22 protein-coding genes, 2 tRNA genes and 1 rRNA gene are annotated in these 24,626 nt (G+C 40.6%); 23 read left to right on the top strand and 2 right to left on the bottom strand.

Going from position 1 to position 24,626, the window contains the following annotated elements:
- The first annotated feature begins 233 nt into the window (after positions 1 to 233).
- The 19 genes from ACN076_RS09680 to ACN076_RS09590 all read left to right on the top strand — a co-directional run bounded on the left by ACN076_RS09680 (position 234) and on the right by ACN076_RS09590 (position 19,627).
- Positions 234 to 812: a flavin reductase family protein gene (locus ACN076_RS09680; protein WP_153209238.1), complete on the top strand. Its 579-nt coding sequence runs from the start codon at positions 234 to 236 to the stop codon at positions 810 to 812.
- A complete protein-coding gene (locus ACN076_RS09675) occupies positions 799 to 1,359 on the top strand; it encodes a GNAT family N-acetyltransferase (RefSeq protein WP_261068506.1) in 561 nt (186 codons plus the stop codon). The genes ACN076_RS09680 and ACN076_RS09675 overlap by 14 nt, the downstream gene beginning before the upstream one ends.
- Positions 1,359 to 1,937, top strand: a complete 579-nt coding sequence (locus ACN076_RS09670; RefSeq protein WP_261068505.1) for an AAA family ATPase — start codon at positions 1,359 to 1,361, stop codon at positions 1,935 to 1,937. Before ACN076_RS09675 ends, ACN076_RS09670 begins: the two co-directional genes overlap by 1 nt.
- Complete coding sequence (locus ACN076_RS09665; RefSeq protein ID WP_261068504.1) at positions 1,930 to 4,581, top strand: valine--tRNA ligase; 2,652 nt, start codon at positions 1,930 to 1,932, stop codon at positions 4,579 to 4,581. The genes ACN076_RS09670 and ACN076_RS09665 overlap by 8 nt, the downstream gene beginning before the upstream one ends.
- 24 nt (positions 4,582 to 4,605) lie before the next feature.
- The gene (locus ACN076_RS09660) at positions 4,606 to 5,841 is read left to right on the top strand and encodes a hypothetical protein (protein ID WP_261068503.1); all 1,236 of its coding nucleotides are present in this window, start codon (positions 4,606 to 4,608) and stop codon (positions 5,839 to 5,841) included.
- Positions 5,834 to 7,210, top strand: coding sequence for a hypothetical protein (locus ACN076_RS09655; protein WP_261068502.1), 1,377 nt, complete (start codon positions 5,834 to 5,836; stop codon positions 7,208 to 7,210). Before ACN076_RS09660 ends, ACN076_RS09655 begins: the two co-directional genes overlap by 8 nt.
- A gap of 28 nt (positions 7,211 to 7,238) precedes the next feature.
- A complete protein-coding gene (locus tag ACN076_RS09650) occupies positions 7,239 to 8,459 on the top strand; it encodes a DNA cytosine methyltransferase (RefSeq protein ID WP_261068501.1) in 1,221 nt (406 codons plus the stop codon).
- A gap of 70 nt (positions 8,460 to 8,529) precedes the next feature.
- Positions 8,530 to 10,107 (top strand): hypothetical protein, encoded by a 1,578-nt coding sequence (locus tag ACN076_RS09645; protein WP_420789902.1) that lies wholly within the window; start codon positions 8,530 to 8,532, stop codon positions 10,105 to 10,107.
- Positions 10,108 to 10,238: 131 nt separating this feature from the next.
- Positions 10,239 to 10,826: a DNA-directed RNA polymerase subunit delta gene (gene rpoE / locus ACN076_RS09640; RefSeq protein WP_031227756.1), complete on the top strand. Its 588-nt coding sequence runs from the start codon at positions 10,239 to 10,241 to the stop codon at positions 10,824 to 10,826.
- A 236-nt stretch (positions 10,827 to 11,062) separates the two neighbouring features.
- Positions 11,063 to 12,670, top strand: coding sequence for a CTP synthase (locus tag ACN076_RS09635; RefSeq protein WP_000105246.1), 1,608 nt, complete (start codon positions 11,063 to 11,065; stop codon positions 12,668 to 12,670).
- 119 nt (positions 12,671 to 12,789) lie between these two features.
- Positions 12,790 to 13,863 (top strand): N-acetylmuramoyl-L-alanine amidase family protein, encoded by a 1,074-nt coding sequence (locus tag ACN076_RS09630; protein ID WP_420789901.1) that lies wholly within the window; start codon positions 12,790 to 12,792, stop codon positions 13,861 to 13,863.
- Positions 13,864 to 14,112: 249 nt separating this feature from the next.
- Positions 14,113 to 14,412, top strand: coding sequence for a DUF4651 domain-containing protein (locus ACN076_RS09625; protein WP_049502014.1), 300 nt, complete (start codon positions 14,113 to 14,115; stop codon positions 14,410 to 14,412).
- A complete protein-coding gene (locus tag ACN076_RS09620; protein ID WP_000615778.1) occupies positions 14,409 to 14,726 on the top strand; it encodes a thioredoxin family protein in 318 nt (105 codons plus the stop codon). The genes ACN076_RS09625 and ACN076_RS09620 overlap by 4 nt, the downstream gene beginning before the upstream one ends.
- Positions 14,727 to 14,741: 15 nt before the next feature.
- A complete protein-coding gene (gene ytpR, locus ACN076_RS09615; protein ID WP_261219644.1) occupies positions 14,742 to 15,368 on the top strand; it encodes a YtpR family tRNA-binding protein in 627 nt (208 codons plus the stop codon).
- Positions 15,369 to 15,409: 41 nt separating this feature from the next.
- Positions 15,410 to 16,171 carry an SDR family NAD(P)-dependent oxidoreductase gene (locus ACN076_RS09610; protein ID WP_420789900.1) on the top strand — a complete coding sequence of 254 codons (762 nt, stop codon included), beginning with the start codon at positions 15,410 to 15,412 and terminating at the stop codon, positions 16,169 to 16,171.
- A gap of 77 nt (positions 16,172 to 16,248) precedes the next feature.
- A complete protein-coding gene (locus tag ACN076_RS09605; protein WP_261058240.1) occupies positions 16,249 to 16,644 on the top strand; it encodes a single-stranded DNA-binding protein in 396 nt (131 codons plus the stop codon).
- Positions 16,645 to 16,799: 155 nt separating this feature from the next.
- Positions 16,800 to 17,084, top strand: coding sequence for a co-chaperone GroES (groES, locus tag ACN076_RS09600; protein WP_033688179.1), 285 nt, complete (start codon positions 16,800 to 16,802; stop codon positions 17,082 to 17,084).
- A gap of 15 nt (positions 17,085 to 17,099) precedes the next feature.
- Positions 17,100 to 18,722 carry a chaperonin GroEL gene (groL, locus tag ACN076_RS09595; protein ID WP_265528798.1) on the top strand — a complete coding sequence of 541 codons (1,623 nt, stop codon included), beginning with the start codon at positions 17,100 to 17,102 and terminating at the stop codon, positions 18,720 to 18,722.
- 137 nt (positions 18,723 to 18,859) lie between these two features.
- Positions 18,860 to 19,627 carry an epoxyqueuosine reductase QueH gene (locus ACN076_RS09590; protein WP_000567567.1) on the top strand — a complete coding sequence of 256 codons (768 nt, stop codon included), beginning with the start codon at positions 18,860 to 18,862 and terminating at the stop codon, positions 19,625 to 19,627.
- Positions 19,628 to 19,697: 70 nt separating this feature from the next.
- Here the strand turns inward: ACN076_RS09590 and ACN076_RS09585 are convergent, their stop codons facing one another.
- Together ACN076_RS09585 and recX are read right to left on the bottom strand one after the other, a co-directional pair.
- Positions 19,698 to 20,231: a DUF402 domain-containing protein gene (locus tag ACN076_RS09585; protein WP_000775316.1), complete on the bottom strand. Its 534-nt coding sequence runs from the start codon at positions 20,229 to 20,231 to the stop codon at positions 19,698 to 19,700.
- Between the two features lie 88 nt (positions 20,232 to 20,319).
- On the bottom strand, positions 20,320 to 21,096 hold the full coding sequence (gene recX / locus ACN076_RS09580; protein WP_420789899.1) for a recombination regulator RecX: 777 nt from the start codon (positions 21,094 to 21,096) through the stop codon (positions 20,320 to 20,322).
- 37 nt (positions 21,097 to 21,133) lie between these two features.
- On the opposite strand from recX, the gene rlmD reads away from it, so the two are divergent.
- From rlmD to ACN076_RS09560, 4 genes are all read left to right on the top strand, one after another.
- The gene (gene rlmD / locus ACN076_RS09575) at positions 21,134 to 22,489 is read left to right on the top strand and encodes a 23S rRNA (uracil(1939)-C(5))-methyltransferase RlmD (protein WP_153193001.1); all 1,356 of its coding nucleotides are present in this window, start codon (positions 21,134 to 21,136) and stop codon (positions 22,487 to 22,489) included.
- 61 nt (positions 22,490 to 22,550) lie between these two features.
- Positions 22,551 to 22,622 (top strand) — tRNA-Glu (locus ACN076_RS09570).
- A gap of 243 nt (positions 22,623 to 22,865) precedes the next feature.
- Positions 22,866 to 24,411, top strand: a 16S ribosomal RNA gene (locus ACN076_RS09565).
- A gap of 51 nt (positions 24,412 to 24,462) precedes the next feature.
- Positions 24,463 to 24,535 (top strand) — tRNA-Ala (locus ACN076_RS09560).
- The last annotated feature ends 91 nt before the right edge of the window (positions 24,536 to 24,626 follow it).

Raw genomic sequence — 24,626 nt, 5'->3', positions numbered from 1 at the left:
TAGAGGTGTTTTGAATCCCGCATTTTACAGAAAGTGGCGGTGCTGAGAAGTCCACAAATGTGTCAAAACTGGTTGCTAATGGATGAAAAATTGAAATAAAAGTGTCTTTTTGTTTTAAAGACGAGAGTTGCGGGCAACTGCCCGAAATTGGGTGGTACCGCGGATAAGCACATTCGTCCCTGTCATGTAGATGGCAGGGCTTTTCTTTTGCGTCTTAGTAAAAGGAGGTTGTTATGAAGCAATCTTTTAAAACAAGTGAACTCTACTATGGCTTTCCTATCTTCATTTTGGGGTATCAGGATCAGAATTTTGGACACAATATTACGACCTGTAGCTCCTCTTATAGCTTGGGAGATTGGCTAGTCATTGGTGTCGGAGCTGAGGAAAATGCGGCTGAGCAAATCAAGCATTACCAGAAGTTTACTGTGAATATTCCTGATGAAAATCTCATGCTCGAGATGGAGAAGGCTGGTTTTATCAGTCATCGAGAGAAATTGAAACACCTGGGGCTAGACTACGAGATTTCTGAACGGACTCAGGCACCGATTTTAGGGGTTTGTCCAGTCGTGTTAGAATGTCAAGTTGATAGAATTATCGAGGAAGATGGAATCTGTCATATCTTTGCCAAGATTATCGAGCGACTTGCTGATCCAGATCTCTTGGATGAGAAAGGGCATTTTAAAAATGACCGTTTTTCACCGACTTACTTTATGGGGGACGGTCACCAGCGCGTTTATCGCTATTTAGATAACCGTGTTGACCCTATGGGGAGCTTCATAAAGAAAGCGAGGAAGAAGGATGTCAAGAGCTGAATTACCAGAACAATTAGAAACCGAACGACTCGTCCTACGAGTTCGTACAGTGGCAGATGCTGAGGATATTCATACCTACGCTAGTCTCCCAGAGGTCGCCTATCCAGCAGGCTTTCCTCCAGTCAAGACCTTGGAAGATGAGGTTTACTATCTAGAGCATATCCTTCCCGAACGCAATCAAAAGGAAAATCTCCCAGCTGGCTACGGAATTGTCGTCAAAGGAACCGATAAAGTCATCGGCTCTGTTGATTTCAACCATCGGCACGAAGACGATGTACTGGAGATTGGCTACACCTTACACCCAGACTATTGGGGACGAGGTTATGTGCCAGAAGCAGCGCGTGCCTTGATTGACATAGCTTTTAGAGAACTAGGTCTTCACAAGATTGAACTCTCTTGCTTTGGTTATAATGTCCAAAGTAAACGAGTCGCAGAAAAACTTGGATTTACCCTCGAAGCTCGTATCCGAGATCGTAAAGATGTTCAAGGAAACCGCTGTGACAGTCTGATATATGGTTTGCGGAGGAGTGAGTGGGAGGTAATTTGATGCATGTTTTCATCGTTGGTGCTCCGGCCTCAGGAAAAATGACGATTGGTCAAGAACTATCTCGACTGACGGATTCTACCCTCTTTTATAACCATCAAGCCATCGATTTTGCACTAGAAATCTATCAGGATTATACAGAGGAGATGTGGGAATTTGTTCGTGGAATCACCTTTTCTTTCCTTGGGGCAAGTGCAAGAAATCAGCGATCAGTGATTTTAACAGACGTGATTGATTTTTCAAATCAGTACCAGCTGATGTATTTAAAGCAAATTCAGGATTTATTGGATAACTTTCATCAAGAGATTCTGTTTGTTGAGTTGGAAACAAGTCTTGATGAGCGTTTACGTCGAAATCAAACGGAGAACCGGTTGAAGCACAAGCCTTTGAAACGATATATTGAAGTATCTGAAAGAGAAATTTTAGAGACCGCTGAAACACTTCAATTAAATTCCCAACATCAACCGAATGAGTTACACCACTACCTTAAAATAAATAATACGAATTTGTCTGCAGAAGAAGCTGCTAAGCAAATTCAAAATAAAATGAACAAAATAGAGAAAGGACAAACACATGTCTAAAGAACTTTCACCTAAATACAATCCAGCCGAGGTTGAGGCTGGTCGTTACCAAAAATGGCTTGATGCTGATGTTTTCAAGCCTTCAGGCGATCAAAAGGCTAAGCCTTATTCAATTGTCATTCCACCACCAAATGTAACTGGTAAGCTTCACCTTGGTCACGCTTGGGATACGACTTTGCAGGATATCATTATCCGTCAAAAACGGATGCAAGGTTTTGATACGCTTTGGCTTCCTGGTATGGACCACGCTGGGATTGCGACTCAGGCTAAGGTTGAGGAGCGCTTGCGTGGTGAGGGTATTACGCGTTACGACCTGGGTCGTGAATCTTTCTTGACGAAGGTCTGGGAATGGAAAGACGAATATGCCACTACCATCAAGGAACAATGGGGCAAGATGGGGCTCTCTGTAGACTACTCTCGCGAGCGTTTCACTCTTGACGAAGGCTTGTCGAAAGCTGTTCGTAAGGTCTTTGTGGACCTTTACAAGAAAGGATGGATCTACCGTGGTGAGTTTATCATCAACTGGGACCCAGCAGCTCGCACAGCCCTTTCTGATATTGAGGTGATTCACAAGGATGTCGAAGGTGCCTTCTACCACATGAACTACATGCTGGAAGATGGCTCACGCGCCCTTGAAGTTGCGACCACTCGTCCTGAGACCATGTTTGGAGACGTTGCAGTTGCGGTCAATCCAGAAGACCCACGCTACAAGGACTTGATCGGTAAAAACGTCATCCTTCCAATCGCTAATAAATTGATTCCAATCGTTGGGGATGAGCATGCTGATCCTGAGTTTGGTACAGGTGTCGTGAAAATCACACCTGCCCACGATCCAAACGACTTCTTGGTTGGTCAACGCCATAACTTGCCACAAGTTAACGTCATGAACGACGACGGAACTATGAACGAGCTTGCCTTTGAATTTGCAGGCATGGACCGTTTTGAAGCTCGTAAAGCAGTCGTTGCTAAGTTGGAAGAAATCGGTGCCCTTGTTAAAATCGAAAAACGTGTCCACAGTGTTGGTCACTCAGAACGTACAGGTGTTGTGGTTGAGCCACGCTTGTCAACGCAATGGTTTGTCAAGATGGACCAATTGGCTAAGAATGCCATTTCCAACCAAGACACAGAAGACAAGGTAGAATTCTACCCACCTCGTTTCAACGATACCTTCCTTCAATGGATGGAAAATGTCCACGACTGGGTTATCTCTCGTCAGCTCTGGTGGGGGCACCAAATCCCTGCTTGGTACAATGCAGAAGGTGAAATGTACGTCGGTGAAGAAGCTCCAGAAGGTGACGGATGGACTCAGGACGAAGATGTCTTGGATACTTGGTTCAGTTCTGCCCTCTGGCCATTCTCAACCATGGGCTGGCCTGATGTCGATTCAGCAGACTTCAAACGTTATTATCCAACATCAACTTTGGTGACTGGTTATGATATTATCCCGTTCTGGGTATCTCGAATGATTTTCCAAGGTTTGGAATTTACTGGCAAGTCGCCATTCAAAAATGCCTTGATTCATGGTCTCATTCGTGATGAGCAAGGACGCAAGATGTCGAAATCTCTCGGTAACGGGATTGATCCAATGGATGTTATTGATAAGTACGGAACAGATAGCCTTCGTTGGTTCCTTTCAAACGGTTCTGCACCAGGACAAGACGTGCGTTTCTCTTACGAGAAAATGGATGCTTCATGGAACTTCATTAACAAGATTTGGAACATCTCTCGCTACATCCTCATGAACAATGAAGGTTTGACCCTTGAGCAAGCAACTGCCAATGTCGAAAAAGTGGTCAACAAGGAAGCTGGAAATGTCACAGACCGCTGGATTCTCCACAACCTCAATGAAACCATCGGCAAAGTCACTGAAAACTTTGACAAGTTTGAGTTTGGTGTCGCTGGACACATCCTCTACAACTTCATTTGGGATGAATTTGCGGACTGGTACGTTGAGTTGACCAAGGAAGTCCTTTACAGCGATAATGAAGAAGAGAAGGTCATCACACGCTCTGTTCTCCTTTATACTTTGGACAAGATCCTTCGTCTCCTTCACCCAATCATGCCATTCGTGACAGAGGAAATCTTTGGACAAATCTCAGAAGGTTCTATCGTTACAGCAGAATACCCAACTGTGAATCCAGCCTTTGAAGACCTCGCTGCTCACACAGGTGTAGAGAGCCTCAAAGACTTAATCCGTGCTGTTCGTAATGCGCGTGCAGAAGTAAACGTAGCACCAAGCAAGCCTATCACCATCCTTGTTAAAACAAGCGATAGCGACTTGGAAGTCTTCTTTAACAGCAATGTCAACTACATCAAACGCTTCACAAATCCAGAACACTTGGAAATCGCATCAACTATTCCTGCACCTGAACTTGCTATGTCAAGCGTCATCACAGGAGCAGAAATCTACTTGCCACTCGCTGACCTCCTCAATGTCGAAGAAGAACTCGCTCGACTCGACAAAGAACTGGCTAAATGGCAAAAAGAACTGGACATGGTCGGTAAGAAGCTCTCTAACGAACGCTTCGTAGCCAATGCCAAACCAGAAGTCGTCCAAAAAGAACGCGACAAACAAGCCGACTATCAAGCTAAGTACGACGCGACTGTCGCACGTATTGATGAGATGAAGAAGTTGGTGAAATAATTGTTGTAAAAGAGGAAAAATAAAATGAGCTGTGAAATTAAAATATTTTCTCAAACATCAGAACAGAATAGTTCAGACAAAGAGTTACAATGTTATTTAGTTGGAATGAAATTAAATGATTACTTAAATAACCTTCCTTCAGATTATCAAGACTACGATATTCAGCGAGGTATCGTTCGTAATAATTATTTAGATAATATAGGGATAGATATTATAAAAGGTAATCATCTCCCAATAATAACTTTAACTACCGATAAACTAATAAATAAAGAACAAAATTTAATTGAAGATTTTAAAATATTAGATGGTTTACAAAGAACCTTTAGAATTCACCAATTATATCTTTTCTTACAAAAAATATCTGAGAAAGAAATTAAAAATGAAATTTTTGATATAGTTAAGAAGGATGATAAATCTGAATTTAGAAGCAAATACAGAACAGAGTGGAAATTATCTGATAAATTTTCTTACACCGTTTTAGAAGCTAGAAACATAGTTGAGACTTTTACAGAACATAGAAAAGAATTAGTTCCTGATAAGTTACTCGATATATTTGATAGAGAGCAATGGTTTGAGGTTTGGGAAAAATTATCAATTGAAGATGAGATTAGGAAAATGATCCTTTTAAATGCTGGCCACAAACCGATGAATAACTATCATCAGCTAGAATTGCTATTTTTGAACCAACTTTCGTTTATTAAGGAAAAATACCCAAACATCGAAATAATTAGAGGTAAGGATATGTCTACATTAGCATATGCTAAATCTAGAAAAAAGAATCAATTCTATTTTGCTCATATTATTGAAACAATCTTATCATTCTTGAACAAAGATGTAGTTACTTTAAATTCATCATTAATCCAGTCTATTCAAGAAGGGGACGACGCTTCAACTTACATACAAAAGAATCCTGAAATCATTTCTGAAACAATTGATTTTCTATTGGAGTTTGATGATATTTTAGATTATCAATTTGGTAACGAAGGAACTAAATGGATTGCAAAAGATACAGTTTTAACAGCAGTTGTTGTTGCAATTTCTAGAACAGGAATAACGTATAAAGAGTTTATAGATCTTTTGAACAAATATCCTGATATGTTAAACATTAATGGTTTTAATGAGTGGAGAAAAACTCTTGATATCTCTAGTATAAACATTGGAAAATATACTAAAGAAACCGTTATTTCAGGTGTTTCAGATTTTATAAAAAATTATAATCTTATAAATTGGAAAATATATTCTGGAGGGTTAAATGACTAATTTGATAAAAATAGATTTTACCCCTGTTTCAGACTTTATAATGAGTCAGGATGTAGAAGATGATCTTTTAGATCAATTTGAATTTCTGGCACTTAACGACGATTATAATTTAGATGATTTTACTGAAGATAGTTTTTTCGAGTGGATTGAAGATCACTTTAATAATGACTATTTAAATGAAATAGATACTTTCATTAATGACTATTCTTTGCCACTAGGTCTATCATTATATATTGCTCTGTACAAAATCATTTGTGAAAACAGGAATACTTTATATAGTTTTTTATATAACGGTGATGGACTCTTTGACCGTATTACCGAGAGTAGTTACTCAATTAAAAATTTGGGGAATGAAGATATAAATATTAATCAATCATTTAAGATCAATGATTCAACATTTTTAATAAAAAAAATTGAATCTGTAGAGTTAAATGATATTGGGAAATTTAATCAACTTTACAATTTTATTGAAGTGAATATAGATAGTATAATACGGCAAATTCAACTCCTTAGTGTATTAACAAATTTTGAAGACATTTTAGAATCAGATGATTATATTTTTATTTATTCAAAACCTGAAGATGAGTTAACTCATGAAGATTTAATCAGTAAACTAAAACTATATTCAATTATTGTAAATGGTAAAATACTCCACAATCCAGTAACAGTAAGTAACATTATTTATCCGAACTTAAATATTTCATTTGAAAATAATTCTGTACAGTATAGACAATTTGATGAAATTGCTACTCTTTTAAGTCAATTTAATAGCGAGGAGAGATTACTTTCTAAATTTTTGATTCTTTACCAAATATTGGAAAATTTTGAAATAAAGCATGACGTAGTAAAAGAAATGAGTCATGGTGGACAATTCAAAGTTAGAGATTTTACTAAACTTGTGAATAGTTCACAATTGAATGAAGAAAAATATTTAAAAAAACTCTTAACAAAGTTATTAAATTTAAATATTTTAGAGATCGGAAGAACAGATTCTATTTTAAACTTAATTAAAGAAACGTGGGATACAAATATTTCAGGAAATGTTGATTTTACAAATTTAGACATCCAATTAAAACAAATAGGATATGATAAAGTAGATATAGCATCTTTTGACAGTCAAGTAAGAAATTTAAATAAAGATGATATTTTAATTTTCTTTACAAAGAGTATTTATAAGACTCGATGTTCGATCGTACATTATAAGACTCATGAATTTCACCTAAACGATGTCACTCTTGATGGTATGGATGAATTTAAAAGATTCTTAGAGTTATTTTTAGTGCCACTTGTACTTAAGATTATTTCGACTTCAATATTCTCGACTAATAGTCCTATTGTATATCAAGATAATAAATTAATTCTGTTTTAATTTATAAATTTAGAAAGCAGGTTACTACATGACAAATTCTGTAAGTTCGAACCGATCTGAGAAGTACAACATTGCAGCTTTCTTCTCAGGTGTTGGGGGAATTGAGTTGGGATTTGAACAGACCAACGAGTTCAGAGTGGTGTATGCCAATGAATTTGATAAGTATGCGCGCCAGACTTATCAGTTAAACCATCCAAATACTTATTTGGATGGTCGTGATATTCACGATGTTCAGCCAGAGGATATTCCAGCGGAGCGCGTGGATGTGATTATGGGAGGTTTCCCTTGCCAAGCCTTTAGTATTGCGGGTTATCGCAAGGGCTTTGATGACGATCGTGGTGATCTTTTCTTTGAATTGCTTCGCATGATTGAGGGATGCAAACCTCGCGCTATTTTCATCGAAAACGTCAAAAACATGGTCGGTCATGACCATGGCAATACCTTTAAGGTTATTCGTGAAGCCTTGACCGAGAACAACTACTTCATTAAGTGGAAGGTTCTCAATGGGAAAGACTATGGAAATATCCCACAAAACCGTGAGCGGATTTATATCGTTGGTTTTGATACCAAGGAAGCTTATGACTTGTTTGAGTTTCCAGAGGAAATCAAGCTGACTACGACTCTTCAGGATGTGATTAACTTTGGTGAACAGCTAGACGAGGTCTACTACTACCGTGAAGGCAAGCAGAATTTTTACGACCAGTTGAAGTTTGAAGTTACCAGTCAAGATACAGTTTACCAGTGGCGTCGTCAGTATGTCCGTGAAAATAAGAATGGCGTTGTCCCTACTCTAACAGCAAATATGGGAACAGGTGGACACAACGTTCCATTGATTTTGACAGACAGTGGTGAAATTCGTAAGCTGACACCGAAAGAAACTTTTAACGTTCAAGGATACCCTAAATCCTTTAAAATCCCAGAAGAGGTTTCTAATGGTCAGCTCTACAAGCAAGCTGGAAACAGCGTAGTTGTGCCCGTGATTAAACGCATCGCAGAGCAAGTTGCCAAGGCCTTAAATGAGAGTCAAGGGCAATCTCAGCTTGACCGCTCAGGGAAATTCGCCATTATCTACACCAAGATGAACGGCCAGTTTGAAGGGCAATCCTATGTCAAGGATTTTGTGGATAGCTATGATCAGGCTCTTGAAAAAATCAAGGCTTATGACGATGGTTTAGCTGTTTTGTCAGACGAAGAGTATTTGAGACTTGTCAAAAAACAAGGCAAATTCGAATTTTACAGTATTAATTAACGAATATATAAGAGGATTAGTGAAAAACTAATCTTCTTTTGATATACTGAAAATAGAAAAGAGGGTGCTTATGTGGGAACATCTAAAGTCTGAACAAAAAGACAAATACAAAACCTTAATTACCAACTTCGCTAGTTTGAGCCAAGCTTTCTCTCAAAAGGCAGAATCTGAAGATGAGGGACAAACAGAGAATTATGTGGCTCCGATTGTTAACTCCAAATTTCAGGAAACTGTTTTTCAAAAAGCCTTTAATGCCGTCGGGGAAGATATTGCCAATACTTCCTATGATGCTTCTGTCATTGTAGATGAAAATCATAAATACCTAGTGGGTATCAAGTCTTTTGGGATTAATTCAGGAGACCAAAAAATCGCTCAGTTCAAGAAAGATTCTCAATTTTGGACAGATTTGTTGGGTGATATCAAGTTTCATGCGGATCTTTCAGCAGATAAAGAAGCTGCAGACAAGGAAAACTATCAACGATATGAAGAGTTGGCGCGAAAAATTGCGACCTTAAGAAATCAGAGAATCGAATCTTCTAAGGCACAAATCAAGGGCTTTAACTCAGACTCGGTCAATGTTGAAGCTGTTTATCACGTTCTAATGCCAACACCAAAAGGAGAAAATCCAAGGATTTTTGTCGGAGAAACATCTTATTTACCAGTCGATATTGATAATCTAGTCATTGAAGGATCAACTACCAAAAACAATCCAACCAATTTTCGTTTTACAGATGGACAACACCACTACAAGTACACGGCAGCAGATAGCCAGCTCCACATGACTTTTAATAATAAAGATATTGTGGTAGATACTTGGGACGTTCATTACATCGAAGATCCTTTTTCTCTATTTGAAAATCTTCATTTACTAACAGCTGAAAAGGAACAATCCCATATCTTAGAAACGGTGTCTTGGGTAATCACAGACAAACATGGAAGTGTAGAAGAAAACTCTGGTTTCAATGCCTTTAACGGTGGTTCAAAATTAGCCAAAAAAGACCGTCTCCCACGGATTTTAAAGATTCAGGATAAATTTAAGGACAGTCTGGCTCCTGAAGAACTAGCTTTTGTGACTTTCTCCCTAGAAGAAATTCTCTTGAAAAAGTGGACCAGCAAGGAAGAAAAAGTTCAGATGAAGGCGATTCGTGAGGACTTGATTCACTTTGCCCATAATACTGGCAATGAAAAACTCATTAAAGAAATTGAACAGCTAGTTTATCGTCCAGTTAGCGAGATTTACATTCCCCTACCTGACTCCAAAAACTTCCATGACGAAAGACCCGACTTCTTTGGTCCTGGATTTGGGGCTTTTGAGCCTGGCACTAAAAAACTAGCTCTACCAAAAGAAGAAAGAACCTTTAAGCTACGCTTTTTACCTTCTGGTGATGTCATTAATGCCTATATCAACCAAGAATCTGGTAAGGCAATTCAGTCAACTGATAAGCAAGAAATTCTTGGTAATTGGATCTTGCGTGGTGTTTTTCAGTTGAAAGAACGTGAAGTCTTGACAGGTCAACGACTCAATGAGCTGGAAATCAACGGAATTCGTTTGACCAAGTTTAATAATGGCGAAATCGGGATTGAATTCATCTGGATGGATACTGAAAATCCACCAAGCGATGCCATCGGCTGGGTAGCAAAGAAATAAAAAGTCCTGTCACTTTCTCCCCCTTAACCTTTGACTATTCCGCAAAATTATCGTAAAATAAAGAGTAAATGATAAAATGAGGTCAGAGTCTGTTTACTCTGGCGATAGTAGTATAAATGAGGAGAAACGCTTTGGAATTAGAAGTATTTGCTGGGCAAGAAAAAAGTGAACTATCTATGATTGAGGTAGCGCGTGCTATCTTGGAACTTCGTGGTCGCGATCATGAGATGCATTTTAGCGATCTTGTAAACGAAATTCAAAACTACCTTGGAACATCAAACAGCGATATCCGTGAAGCCTTGCCTTTGTTCTACACAGAGTTGAACTTTGACGGTAGCTTCATCTCACTTGGAGACAACAAATGGGGGCTTCGTTCATGGTATGGTGTGGACGAAATCGACGAAGAAATTATCGCTCTTGAAGAAAATGATGACGATGAAGTAGCACCAAAAGCTAAGAAAAAACGTGTCAATGCCTTCATGGATGGCGATTCAGATGCTATTGACTACAATGCAGATGATCCAGAAGACGAAGACGCATACGAAGCAGATCCAGCTCTTTCATACGATGATGAAAATCCAGATGATGAGAAAAATGAAGTGGAAGCTTACGATGCGGAAATCAACGAAATCGCCCCTGATGACTTGGGTGAAGACGTGGATCTCAACGAAGAAGACGACGAGTTTTCAGATGATGATTCTGAAAACATCGAGGAATAAAAATTAGCTATTGACAATTATCCTATTTTTAGGTATCATATTGTTCGGGCACCTCTTTTAGAGGTCGGGGCTCCCTAGTTCTTAGGGAGCTATTTTTGTTTTTTCAAGAAGTTATCTTCTTGTATTTTGGTTGTGAATCTGGTGCAGTCGTCCCAGATTATTCTTATTAGTAGGGTCTTGTTTTCTATGTCCCCTCGTAGTCAACAAGACCTTGAGCATTTTAGAAAGAGGAATCTATGTCTACGAAATATATTTTTGTAACTGGTGGTGTGGTATCGTCTATTGGGAAAGGGATTGTGGCAGCGAGTCTAGGCCGTCTCTTGAAAAATCGTGGTCTCAAGGTAACCATTCAAAAATTTGACCCTTATATCAATATCGATCCGGGAACTATGAGTCCTTATCAGCACGGGGAAGTTTTTGTGACAGATGACGGAGCTGAGACAGATTTGGATTTGGGTCACTATGAACGTTTCATCGATATCAATCTTAACAAATATTCCAACGTGACAACTGGTAAAATTTACAGTGAAGTTCTTCGTAAGGAACGCCGTGGAGAATACCTTGGGGCAACTGTTCAGGTTATTCCTCATATCACAGATGCTTTGAAAGAAAAAATCAAGCGTGCCGCTCTAACGACCGACTCTGATGTTATTATCACAGAGGTAGGTGGAACAGTAGGAGATATCGAGTCCTTACCATTCTTAGAGGCCCTTCGTCAGATGAAGGCAGATGTGGGTGCGGATAATGTCATGTACATCCATACAACCCTGCTTCCATACCTCAAGGCTGCTGGTGAAATGAAGACCAAACCAACTCAACACTCTGTCAAAGAATTGCGTGGATTGGGAATCCAGCCGAATATGTTGGTTATTCGTACAGAAGAGCCAGCTGGTCAAGGAATTAAAAACAAACTAGCACAGTTCTGTGATGTGGCACCAGAAGCCGTTATCGAATCGTTGGATGTCGAACATCTTTACCAAATTCCATTGAATTTGCAGGCTCAAGGTATGGATCAAATTGTCTGTGACCATTTGAAACTAGACGCACCAGTAGCGGATATGACAGAGTGGTCAGCTATGGTGGACAAGGTCATGAACCTCAAGAAACAAGTCAAGATTTCCCTTGTCGGTAAGTATGTGGAGTTGCAAGATGCCTACATTTCTGTGGTTGAAGCCTTGAAACACTCTGGTTATGCCAACGACGCAGAAGTTAAAATCAATTGGATCAATGCCAATGATGTGACAGCAGAGAATGTGGCGGAACTCTTGTCTGATGCGGACGGAATCATCGTACCAGGTGGTTTTGGCCAACGTGGTACGGAAGGGAAAATCCAAGCCATTCGCTATGCGCGTGAAAATGATGTTCCAATGTTAGGTGTCTGCTTGGGAATGCAGTTGACATGTATCGAGTTTGCTCGTCACGTTTTGGGTCTTGAAGGTGCCAATTCTGCAGAGCTTGCACCAGAAACAAAATACCCTATCATTGATATCATGCGTGATCAGATTGATGTTGAGGATATGGGTGGAACCCTTCGTTTGGGACTTTATCCATCTAAGTTGAAACGTGGCTCTAAGGCTGCGGCTGCTTATCACAATCAAGAAGTGGTGCAACGTCGTCACCGTCACCGTTATGAGTTTAACAACGCCTTCCGTGAGCAGTTTGAGGCAGCAGGATTTGTCTTCTCAGGAGTTTCTCCAGACAATCGTTTGGTCGAAATTGTGGAAATTCCAGAAAATAAATTCTTTGTAGCTTGTCAGTATCACCCTGAACTTTCAAGCCGTCCAAATCGCCCAGAAGAACTCTACACTGCCTTTGTCACTGCAGCAGTTGAGAACAGTAATTAGCAAAATCAGAACCTTTGAGAAGAATCTCAGAGGTTTTTTGCTTGCATATTTAGGATAATATTTGCAATTTAAAAATATAGTGATATAATTAACATGAAAAATCCTAAGGAGGATCTACGATGAAAAAAATCACATTATTTGGTTTGTCTCTAGCTGGTCTAGCTTTACTGGCTTTTCCACATTCAGGGCAGGCATTTGAGCTTAAAGAAGAATGGGTTGTTAAGTGTGGAGTACAGTATCAAGATGGCAAGATTTTTCGATTCAACAATGGTCATGAAGTGGATATCAAAGTCTTGGATTTGCCAAAAACCGAGAAAATCGAGTGGACAGTTAGTCTCAATGGTCAAGATCAGACTGTCAATTTTCTAGGTCAAGAAAAGGACAAGTCTATGATTGGTATAGAAGGGCGTTACCTGAATTTCTATGTTCCATATGGCTATAGAGGAGATATCAAGGTAGAGGCCAAGAGCGGAAACGAAGTGAAGACTTGGTCAACGAAAGTTGTGGATGATATTCATAATGATAGTGGAAAGAGAGGCTACTACCGTATTGAAAAATCAAATGATCAATACACTTACCTCGATGCTAAATGGGATTATCAAACCAAGACTTACACTGCAACCCTACCAGAGACTGTCAATGGTCAAAAAGTCTTTGCTTGGGCAGACTATGGCAATGGCGAGTTGAAACTTGAAAAACTAAAGTCTATCAGTCATAAATATGATGGAGGATCTTTCAAAGAACTTTATCCGATTGTAAAAGCAGAAAGCTGGCTAAAATCAAACCAAAACTGGTACTATCAAAAACAAGGTCAATTAGTGCAGAAGGATTGGGTTTATGACAAGGGAACTTGGTACTTTATGAATGATAAAGGAGTCATGTTCAATCAAACTTGGCTTTATCAAGGTAGCAACTGGTATGCCTTTAAATCATCAGGAGCTATGATTGCTAGTGACTGGCTTTACGACCAAGGCAAGTGGTACTATTTATCAACTTCAGGAGCCATGAAAGCAAGCACTTGGGTTTATGACAAGGGAGAATGGTATTATGTAAGTTCTTCTGGTGCCATGATTGCGAATGATTGGGTCAAAGACAATGGTAAGTGGTATTATCTGTCTTCATCAGGTAAGATGCTTCGCAATACCTACACGCCTGATGGTTACTACGTTGGCAACTCAGGTGCCTGGCAATAAGAATAATACTCTTCGAAAATCTCTTCAAACCAAGTCAGCTTCATCTACAACCTCAAAACAGTGCTTTGAGCTGACTTCGTCAGTTCTATCTACAACCTCAAAGCAGTGCTTTGAGCAACCTGCGGCTAGCTTCCTAGTTTGCTCTTTGATTTTCATTGAGTATAAGAAGTCCTTTTCCTTAAAGGAAGAGGCTTTTTACTTACTTTTCTGCTGCTTCCTCATTTGTCCTAAAGCCTTTTTTGTGTTAAAATGAATGGTATGAAAGCTAAAAAAATGTGGATGACAGGTCTGGCTCTGCTTGGTATTGGGAGCCTTGCCCTTGCTACGAAAAAAGTTGCAGATGACCATAAGCTCATGAAGACTCAGGAAGAGTTGACAGCGATTGTGCGAGACCATTTTTCAGATATGGGGGAAATTGCGACCCTCTATGTTCAAGTCTATGAAAGCAGTCTAGAGAGCTTGGTTGGTGGCGTCATTTTTGAGGATGGCCGTCATTATACCTTTGTCTATGAAAATGAAGACCTAGTCTATGAGGAGGAAGTCTTATGATACAACCAGCAAGTTTAGAAGAATTAGCATCTTTAGTAGAAAAAGATGGCAAGAAGGTTTTCCTTTTTGTGGCGGACTGGTGTGGCGATTGCCGTTATATCTATCCTGCCTTGCCAGAGATTGAGAAAACTAATCCAGAGTTTACCTTTATTCGAGTGGACCGAGACCAGTATATGGATTTAGCTAAACTCTGGGATGTTTACGGAATCCCTAGCCTTGTTGTTCTAGAAAAGGACAAGGAAATCGGTCGTTTTGTCAATCGCGACCGTAAAAGCAAGCAACAAATTAATGACTTTTTAGCAGGACTGAAATAGGAGAAAAAGGAAACAATGATTTTTACATATAACAAAGAACATGTCGGCGATGTCCTTATGGTCATCGTGAAAAATAGCGGAGATGCTAAACTGGATGTGGAACGCAAAGGCAAGGTAGCCCGAGTTTTCCTCAAAGAAAATGGAGAAACAGTGGCTTGGAATATTTTCGAAGTTTCAAGTTTGTTTGAAATTGCAGAGCGCGGTCAAGTATTTTTGACAGATGAGCAAGTCGCTCGTTTGAACCAAGAATTACAAACGGAAGGTTTTAAAGAAGAAATTATCAATGACAAAGAGCCTAAGTTTGTTGTTGGTGAAATTGTCGAGATGGTAGCTCATCCAGATAGTGACCACCTCAACATCTGCCAAGTTGCAGTCGCAAGTGACAAGACAGTGCAAATCGTTGCAGGGGCTCCTAATGCGCGTGTGGGGTTGAAAACCATTGTGGCTCTTCCTGGAGCTATGATGCCCAAAGGCAATCTTATTTTCCCAGGTGAGCTTCGTGGCGAAAAGAGTTTTGGCATGATGTGTAGCCCTCGTGAATTGCATTTGCCAAATGCTCCGCAAAAACGTGGTATTATTGAATTATCAGAAGACCAAGTTGCCGGAACTCCATTTGATCCAGCTAAGCACTGGACTGCCTAAGAAGTTGTTAGTATCTGATAGACCAGCTAGAAGGAAATAAGATGGCAAAAAATGTTGTGATTACAGGAGCGACATCAGGAATTGGTGAAGCGATTGCGCGTGCTTATCTGGAGCAGGGTGAGAATGTCGTTCTAACTGGACGACGGATAGACAGACTAGAAACCCTCAAGTCGGAGTTTGCAGAGACCTTCCCAAATCAAACAGTTTGGGCTTTTCCGCTAGATGTCACGGATATGAACATGGTAAAGGCTGTCTGCTCTGATATTCTAGAAACGATAGGTCAGATTGACATCCTAGTCAATAACGCAGGTTTGGCTCTTGGCTTGGCTCCATATCAAAACTATGAAGAGTTGGATATATTGACCATGCTGGATACCAATGTCAAGGGCTTGATGGCAGTCACTCGCTGCTTCTTGCCAGCAATGGTAAAAGCCAATCAAGGACATATCATCAATATGGGGTCAACCGCAGGAATCTACGCCTATGCGGGTGCCGCTGTTTACTCAGCTACCAAGGCAGCAGTTAAGACCTTTTCAGATGGTCTGCGAATTGATACCATCTCAACGGATATCAAGGTGACGACCATTCAGCCTGGAATTGTCGAAACAGATTTTTCTACAGTGCGTTTTCACGGTGATAAAGAGCGGGCTGCGTCCGTTTACCAAGGAATAGAAGCCTTGCAAGCTCAGGATATTGCAGACACAGTAGTCTATGTGACCGGTCAACCTCGTCGTGTTCAGATTACAGATATGACCATAATGGCCAATCAACAGGCGACAGGTTTCATGGTTCATAAAAACTAAAAAATTTTCTCGAAAAGTTACAAATTTCTGTAACTTTTTTTGATTTCCTACGAATAGATAAGTAGGAGGAAGAAAATATGTATAATAAAGTTATCTTAATCGGACGCTTGACGTCTACACCAGAATTGCACAAAACCAACAATGACAAGTCAGTAGCTCGAGCGACTATTGCAGTCAACCGTCGTTACAAAGACCAAAACGGTGAACGTGAAGCTGATTTTGTCAATATGGTCCTATGGGGCAGACTAGCCGAAACTTTGGCAAGCTACGCAACAAAAGGAAGTCTCATTTCAGTGGATGGAGAACTTCGTACCCGTCGTTTTGAGAAAAATGGCCAGATGAACTACGTGACAGAAGTACTTGTCACAGGATTTCAACTATTGGAAAGTCGTGCTCAACGTGCCATTCGTGAAAATAATGCAGGCCAAGATTTGGCAGATTTGGTCCTGGAAGAGGAAGAATTACCATTTTAAACATTGAAAAGTCTGAGTTGTTCTCAGGCTTTTTATCTTGAGAAAGTCAGACTTTTTTCTTGACTATTTCTGACCAAGTGATACAATAGAACTATGAATTAGCACTCATGTATAAAGAGTGCTAATAATATGTAGTTCATCATGGAGGAAATCAGATGTTGAAACCATTAGGGGACCGTGTGGTCTTAAAAGTAGAAGAAAAAGAACAAACTGTTGGAGGCTTTGTTCTTGCAGGTTCAGCCCAAGAAAAAACCAAAACAGCCCAAGTTGTGGCTACTGGACAAGGTGTTCGTACCTTGAACGGTGATTTGGTTGCTCCAAGTGTTAAAGCTGGAGACCGTGTCTTAGTTGAAGCTCACGCAGGTCTCGATGTCAAAGATGGCGATGAAAAGTACATCATCGTAGGCGAAGCTAATATCTTGGCAATCATTGAAGAATAGAAGGAGAAAGTAAGTATGTCAAAAGAAATTAAATTTTCATCAGATGCCCGTTCAGCTATGGTTCGTGGTGTCGATATCCTTGCAGATACTGTTAAAGTAACTTTGGGACCAAAAGGTCGTAATGTTGTGTTGGAAAAATCATTTGGCTCACCCCTCATCACCAATGACGGTGTGACCATTGCCAAAGAAATCGAATTGGAAGATCATTTTGAAAATATGGGTGCCAAATTGGTATCAGAAGTCGCTTCTAAAACCAATGATATCGCAGGTGACGGGACTACAACTGCAACTGTTTTGACCCAAGCAATCGTCCGTGAAGGCATTAAAAACGTCACAGCAGGTGCCAATCCAATCGGCATTCGTCGTGGGATTGAAACAGCAGTTGCTGCAGCAGTTGAAGCCTTGAAAAACAATGCAATCCCTGTTGCTAATAAAGAAGCCATCGCTCAGGTTGCAGCCGTATCTTCTCGTTCTGAAAAAGTTGGTGAGTACATCTCTGAAGCCATGGAAAAAGTTGGTAAAGACGGAGTCATCACTATCGAAGAGTCACGTGGTATGGAAACAGAACTTGAAGTTGTTGAAGGAATGCAGTTTGACCGTGGTTACCTTTCACAGTACATGGTGACAGATAGCGAAAAAATGGTGGCTGATCTTGAAAATCCATACATTTTGATTACTGATAAGAAGATTTCAAATATCCAAGAAATCTTGCCACTTCTAGAAAGCATTCTCCAGAGCAATCGTCCACTCTTGATTATTGCGGATGATGTTGATGGCGAAGCTCTTCCAACTCTTGTCTTGAACAAGATTCGTGGAACCTTCAACGTAGTAGCAGTTAAGGCACCTGGTTTTGGTGACCGTCGCAAAGCCATGCTTGAAGATATCGCCATCTTAACAGGAGGAACAGTTATCACAGAAGACCTAGGTCTTGAATTGAAAGATGCTACAATTGAAGCTCTTGGTCAAGCAGCGAGAGTAACTGTGGACAAAGATAGCACTGTTATCGTAGAAGGTGCTGGAAATCCTGAAGCGATTTCTCACCGTGTTTCAGTTATCAAGTCTCAAATCGAAACCACAACTTCTGAGTTTGACCGTGAAAAATTGCAAGAACGCTTGGCGAAATTGTCAGGTGGTGTAGCAGTCATCAAGGTCGGAGCTGCAACTGAAACTGAGTTGAAAGAAATGAAACTCCGCATTGAAGATGCCCTCAACGCTACTCGTGCAGCTGTTGAAGAAGGAATCGTTGCAGGTGGTGGAACAGCCCTTGTAAATGTTATCCCAGCCGTAGCTGATTTGGAATTGACAGGTGATGAAGCAACAGGACGCAATATTGTTCTTCGTGCCTTGGAAGAACCTGTTCGTCAAATCGCCCACAATGCAGGATTTGAAGGCTCTATCGTTATCGATCGTTTGAAAAATGCTGAAGTTGGTACAGGCTTCAACGCAGCAACTGGCGAGTGGGTCAACATGATTGAAGAGGGAATCATCGACCCAGTTAAAGTGAGCCGTTCAGCCCTACAAAATGCAGCATCTGTAGCCAGCTTGATTTTGACTACGGAAGCAGTCGTAGCCAATAAACCAGAACCAGCAGCCCTAGCTCCAGCAATGGATCCAAGCATGATGGGAGGCATGATGTAAGCTTTCTATAGAAAACAACTTATAAAAAACACAAAAGGAGGGAATGCCTATTCCTCCTTTTTATGATATTCACTTCTAAATTGATTTGAGCTCTCCTAACTTATATGATAAAATAAGACTATAAAAAGGAGAAGAACATGATCGATGTAGAAGAAATTCTGAGCAAGATGAACCCCAATCAGAAGATTAATTATGACCGTGTCATGCAGAAGATGGTACAAGTATGGGAGAAAAATGAGCAACGTCCAACTATTCTCATGCATGTTTGCTGTGCCCCTTGCAGTACCTATACTCTAGAATATTTGACTAAGTATGCAGACGTGACCATTTATTTTGCCAATTCTAATATCCATCCCAAGGCAGAATACCATAAGCGAGCCTATGTTACCAAGAAATTTGTCAGTGATTTTAATGAGCGGACAGGAAATACGGTCCAGTATCTAGAAGCTCCCTACGAACCAAATGAATATCGTAAGTTAGTCAGAGGACTGGAAGAAGAGCCTGAAGGTGGCGACCGTTGTAAGGTTTGCTTTGACTACCGACTGGATAAGACAGCTCAAGTGGCTATGGATTTAGGCTTTGACTACTTCGGTTCGGCTTTAACCATCAGTCCTCATAAGAATTCTCAAACCATCAACAGCATCGGAATCGACGTGCAAAAAATTTATACCACCCACTATCTTCCCAGCGATTTCAAGAAAAATCAAGGCTACAAACGTTCAGTAGAGATGTGTGAGGAGTATGATATCTATCGTCAATGTTATTGTGGATGCGTCTATGCAGCCCAAGCCCAGAATATTGACCTGGTTCAGGTTAAGAAAGATGCTACAGCTTTCTTGCTGGATAAGGATGTTGAAAAAGACTATTCCCACATCAAATTTACTGTTACGAAATTAGATATATAGAAATCACCCCAGCTGTAAAGCTGGGTTTTTAAAATAAAAAAACCGGGGTCTTAACCCCAGTTTGACAACTTTACCGATTCTTTAGTTCTACATAGCGCTTGTACCAAATGTTTACATAGGCTTCTGAGAAAGGACCTCGTCCATTGTTAATCCAATCAACAAGAATTTTAACATGTTCTTTTAAAATGTAGTCCAAGTCATCAGAATAATTCATTTTGCGTTTGTGACGCTCATACTCCTCAACGTCCAAGAGACGTTTTTCCCCATCTGTAAAAATTTTAACATCCAAATCGTAATCAATATACTTCAGTGCTTCTTCATCCAGATAGTAGGGGCTAGCCATATTGCAATAGTAGGAAATTCCATTATCGCGAATCATGGCAATGATATTAAACCAATATTTCTTGTGAAAGTAAACAATAGCCGGTTCTCGAGTGACCCAACGACGACCATCACTTTCGGTAACCAGTGTATGATCGTTGACACCAATAATGGCGTTTTCTGTTGTTTTTAGTACCATGGTGTCCCGCCAAGTTCGGTGGAGACTCCCATCATGCTTATAACTTTGAATTGTAATAAAGTCGCCTTCTTTTGGAAGTTTCATAACTAACCAACTTTCTACAATTTATAAGTTTATCGTTTACTATTGTACCATAAAATTACCTAAAATCTGTGAATTTTACATGAAAATATTAAAGATATTCTCTGAGAGCGCTTGCTATATCCGAAAAATCGTAGCCTTTTCGTGCTAAAACTTGAGTTAAACGTTGTTTAAGTTCGTATCCTTCATATTTTCGGGCATACTTGGCATATTGATTATCAAGTTCCTTGAAGATGAGTTCCTGAGTCGTTTCTTGGTCAACTTGACTATCCAACTGGTCAAAGGCACTTTTAGCATCAGAATAGGAAAACCCCTTGTTGGTCAGATTTTGGATTATCTTATCCTGCAAAGCACGAGCTGGAAGTTTTCCTTCATATTTTTTCAATAGTTTATTAGCTACGCGTTGAGCAACTTCAGAAAAATCAAATTCTTTCAAGTTCTCTTCTATAGTAGATTTTGAAATTCCCTTTTGTGTTAGTTTCTGAGTCAGTACATAAGGCCCCTTGTCTCCTGAAAGTTGATTGGCATTGATGATAGCATAAGCGTACTGACCATCATTAATCCACTTATCTTCTTTAAGATTAGCAATGACTTGAGAAACGATGTTTTCATCAATATCGTATTTTTTTAGATATTCTCTAACCTCTTTTTCAGTGCGTGCTTTAAAGGATAGGTGGTAGAGAGCTAGATTCTTACCGTAAGAAAATTGGGCAAAGTCCTGAATCTCTTTCAATTCTTCTTCGCTTATCACCTTATCTCTTGATAACATAAAGCGAACAATAGTATCTTCAGTAATGTAGCATTTGTCGTCATTATCAAGCTCCATCAGATAGAGTCTTTTTTTCTTTTCAAGTTTTGTGATTTTCATAGTTCTATTATAACTCAAAATGTGATAAGATAGGGGTATGAATCTGAAAGTAAAACAAAAAATACCATTAAAAATCAAGCGCATGGGAATTAATGGTGAGGGAATCGGCTTTTATCAAAAAACATTAGTCTTTGTGCCTGGTGCTCTCAAAGGTGAAGATATCTATTGTCAGATTACTTCTATTAAACGTAACTTTGTAGAGGCAAAATTACTGAAGGTCAACAAGAAGTCTAAATTCCGTGTTGTGCCAGCATGTACTATTTACAATGAGTGCGGAGGCTGCCAAATCATGCACCTGCATTATGATAAGCAACTGGAGTTCAAGACGGACTTGCTTCATCAAGCACTGAAAAAATTTGCCCCTGCAGGATATGAAAATTATGAAATACGTCCGACGATTGGTATGCAGGAACCAAAGTACTACCGTGCTAAGTTACAATTTCAGACTCGAAAATTTAAGAATCAGGTCAAGGCGGGCTTATATGTACAAAACTCTCATTATTTAGTAGAGTTGAAAGACTGCCTGGTACAAGACAAGGAAACCCAAGTGATTGCTAATCGTCTAGCGGAATTACTTACTTTTCACCAAATTCCAATCACAGATGAGAGAAAAATTCTAGGTGTTAGAACTATAATGGTTCGACGAGCAAGAAAGACTGGACAGGTTCAGATTATTATTGTTACAAATCGTCAGCTTAATTTAACCCAACTAGTAAAAGACTTAGTTAAAGATTTTCCAGAAGTTGTGACAGTAGCTGTTAATACAAATACAGCTAAAACCAGTGAGATTTATGGTGAAAAGACAGAGATTATCTGGGGACAAGAGAGTATTCAAGAAGGTGTACTCGATTATGAATTTTCACTATCTCCTCGAGCTTTCTATCAACTAAATCCTGAACAAACAGAAGTTCTTTATAACGAGGCGGTAAAAGCCTTGGATGTTAATAAAGAAGACCATTTGATTGACGCTTATTGTGGAGTGGGAACGATTGGATTTGCCTTTGCAAAGAAAGTAAAGACACTTAGAGGAATGGATATTATCCCAGAAGCTATTGAAGATGCCAAGCGAAATGCGAAAAGAATGGGATTTGACAATACTCATTATGAAGCTGGAACGGCAGAAGAGATTATTCCTCGTTGGTACAAGGAAGGCTACCGAGCAGATGCTCTGATTGTGGACCCACCACGTACAGGTCTGGATGATAAGTTATTAGATACTATTCTTACTTATGTGCCAGAAAAAATGGTTTATATTTCTTGTAATGTTTCGACCTTGGCTCGTGATTTGGTACGCTTAGTAGAAGTCTATGATCTTCATTATATCCAGTCGGTCGATATGTTCCCACATACAGCTCGAACTGAAGCTGTTGTAAAATTAATAAAAAAAGTTTAAAAAAGTAGTTGACAAAAAATAAAAAGTCGGTATAATAGTAAGAGTTGAAAACAACAACTCTGGTCCGTTGGTCAAGGGGTTAAGACACCGCCTTTTCACGGCGGTAACACGGGTTCGAATCCCGTACGGACTATGGTATGTTGCGGTTGAAACACTTGATGAAAAAAGTTTTAAAAAAATTTCAAAAAAGTGTTGACAAGCGAAAGCGACTGTGATATACTAATATAGTTGTCACTTGAGAGAAGCGAGTGACAAAGACCTTTGAAAACTGAACAAGACGAACCAATGTGCAGGGCGCTACAACTAAGGTTGTAGTACTGAACAATGAAAAAAACAATAAATCTGTCAGTGACAGAAATGAGTGAGAACTCAAACTTTTAATGAGAGTTTGATCCTGGCTCAGGACGAACGCTGGCGGCGTGCCTAATACATGCAAGTAGAACGCTGAAGGAGGAGCTTGCTTCTCTGGATGAGTTGCGAACGGGTGAGTAACGCGTAGGTAACCTGCCTGGTAGCGGGGGATAACTATTGGAAACGATAGCTAATACCGCATAACAGTAGATGTTGCATGACATTTGCTTAAAAGGTGCAATTGCATCACTACCAGATGGACCTGCGTTGTATTAGCTAGTTGGTGGGGTAACGGCTCACCAAGGCGACGATACATAGCCGACCTGAGAGGGTGATCGGCCACACTGGGACTGAGACACGGCCCAGACTCCTACGGGAGGCAGCAGTAGGGAATCTTCGGCAATGGACGGAAGTCTGACCGAGCAACGCCGCGTGAGTGAAGAAGGTTTTCGGATCGTAAAGCTCTGTTGTAAGAGAAGAACGAGTGTGAGAGTGGAAAGTTCACACTGTGACGGTATCTTACCAGAAAGGGACGGCTAACTACGTGCCAGCAGCCGCGGTAATACGTAGGTCCCGAGCGTTGTCCGGATTTATTGGGCGTAAAGCGAGCGCAGGCGGTTAGATAAGTCTGAAGTTAAAGGCTGTGGCTTAACCATAGTACGCTTTGGAAACTGTTTAACTTGAGTGCAAGAGGGGAGAGTGGAATTCCATGTGTAGCGGTGAAATGCGTAGATATATGGAGGAACACCGGTGGCGAAAGCGGCTCTCTGGCTTGTAACTGACGCTGAGGCTCGAAAGCGTGGGGAGCAAACAGGATTAGATACCCTGGTAGTCCACGCCGTAAACGATGAGTGCTAGGTGTTAGACCCTTTCCGGGGTTTAGTGCCGCAGCTAACGCATTAAGCACTCCGCCTGGGGAGTACGACCGCAAGGTTGAAACTCAAAGGAATTGACGGGGGCCCGCACAAGCGGTGGAGCATGTGGTTTAATTCGAAGCAACGCGAAGAACCTTACCAGGTCTTGACATCCCTCTGACCTCTCTAGAGATAGAGATTTCCTTCGGGACAGAGGTGACAGGTGGTGCATGGTTGTCGTCAGCTCGTGTCGTGAGATGTTGGGTTAAGTCCCGCAACGAGCGCAACCCCTATTGTTAGTTGCCATCATTCAGTTGGGCACTCTAGCGAGACTGCCGGTAATAAACCGGAGGAAGGTGGGGATGACGTCAAATCATCATGCCCCTTATGACCTGGGCTACACACGTGCTACAATGGCTGGTACAACGAGTCGCAAGCCGGTGACGGCAAGCTAATCTCTTAAAGCCAGTCTCAGTTCGGATTGTAGGCTGCAACTCGCCTACATGAAGTCGGAATCGCTAGTAATCGCGGATCAGCACGCCGCGGTGAATACGTTCCCGGGCCTTGTACACACCGCCCGTCACACCACGAGAGTTTGTAACACCCGAAGTCGGTGAGGTAACCGTAAGGAGCCAGCCGCCTAAGGTGGGATAGATGATTGGGGTGAAGTCGTAACAAGGTAGCCGTATCGGAAGGTGCGGCTGGATCACCTCCTTTCTAAGGATAAGGAACTGCGCATTGGTCTTGTTTAGTCTTGAGAGGTCTTGTGGGGCCTTAGCTCAGCTGGGAGAGCGCCTGCTTTGCACGCAGGAGGTCAGCGGTTCGATCCCGCTAGGCTCCATTGGTGAGAGATCACCAAGTAATGCACATTGAAAATTGAATATCTATATCAAATAGTAACAAGAAAATAAACCGAAAACGCTGTAGTATTA

This window comes from Streptococcus sp. K0074, from assembly GCF_048843365.1.
In the GTDB taxonomy this organism is placed as follows: Bacteria; Bacillota; Bacilli; order Lactobacillales; family Streptococcaceae; genus Streptococcus; species Streptococcus mitis_BM.
This window is presented reverse-complemented; position numbering and strand designations above follow the sequence as displayed.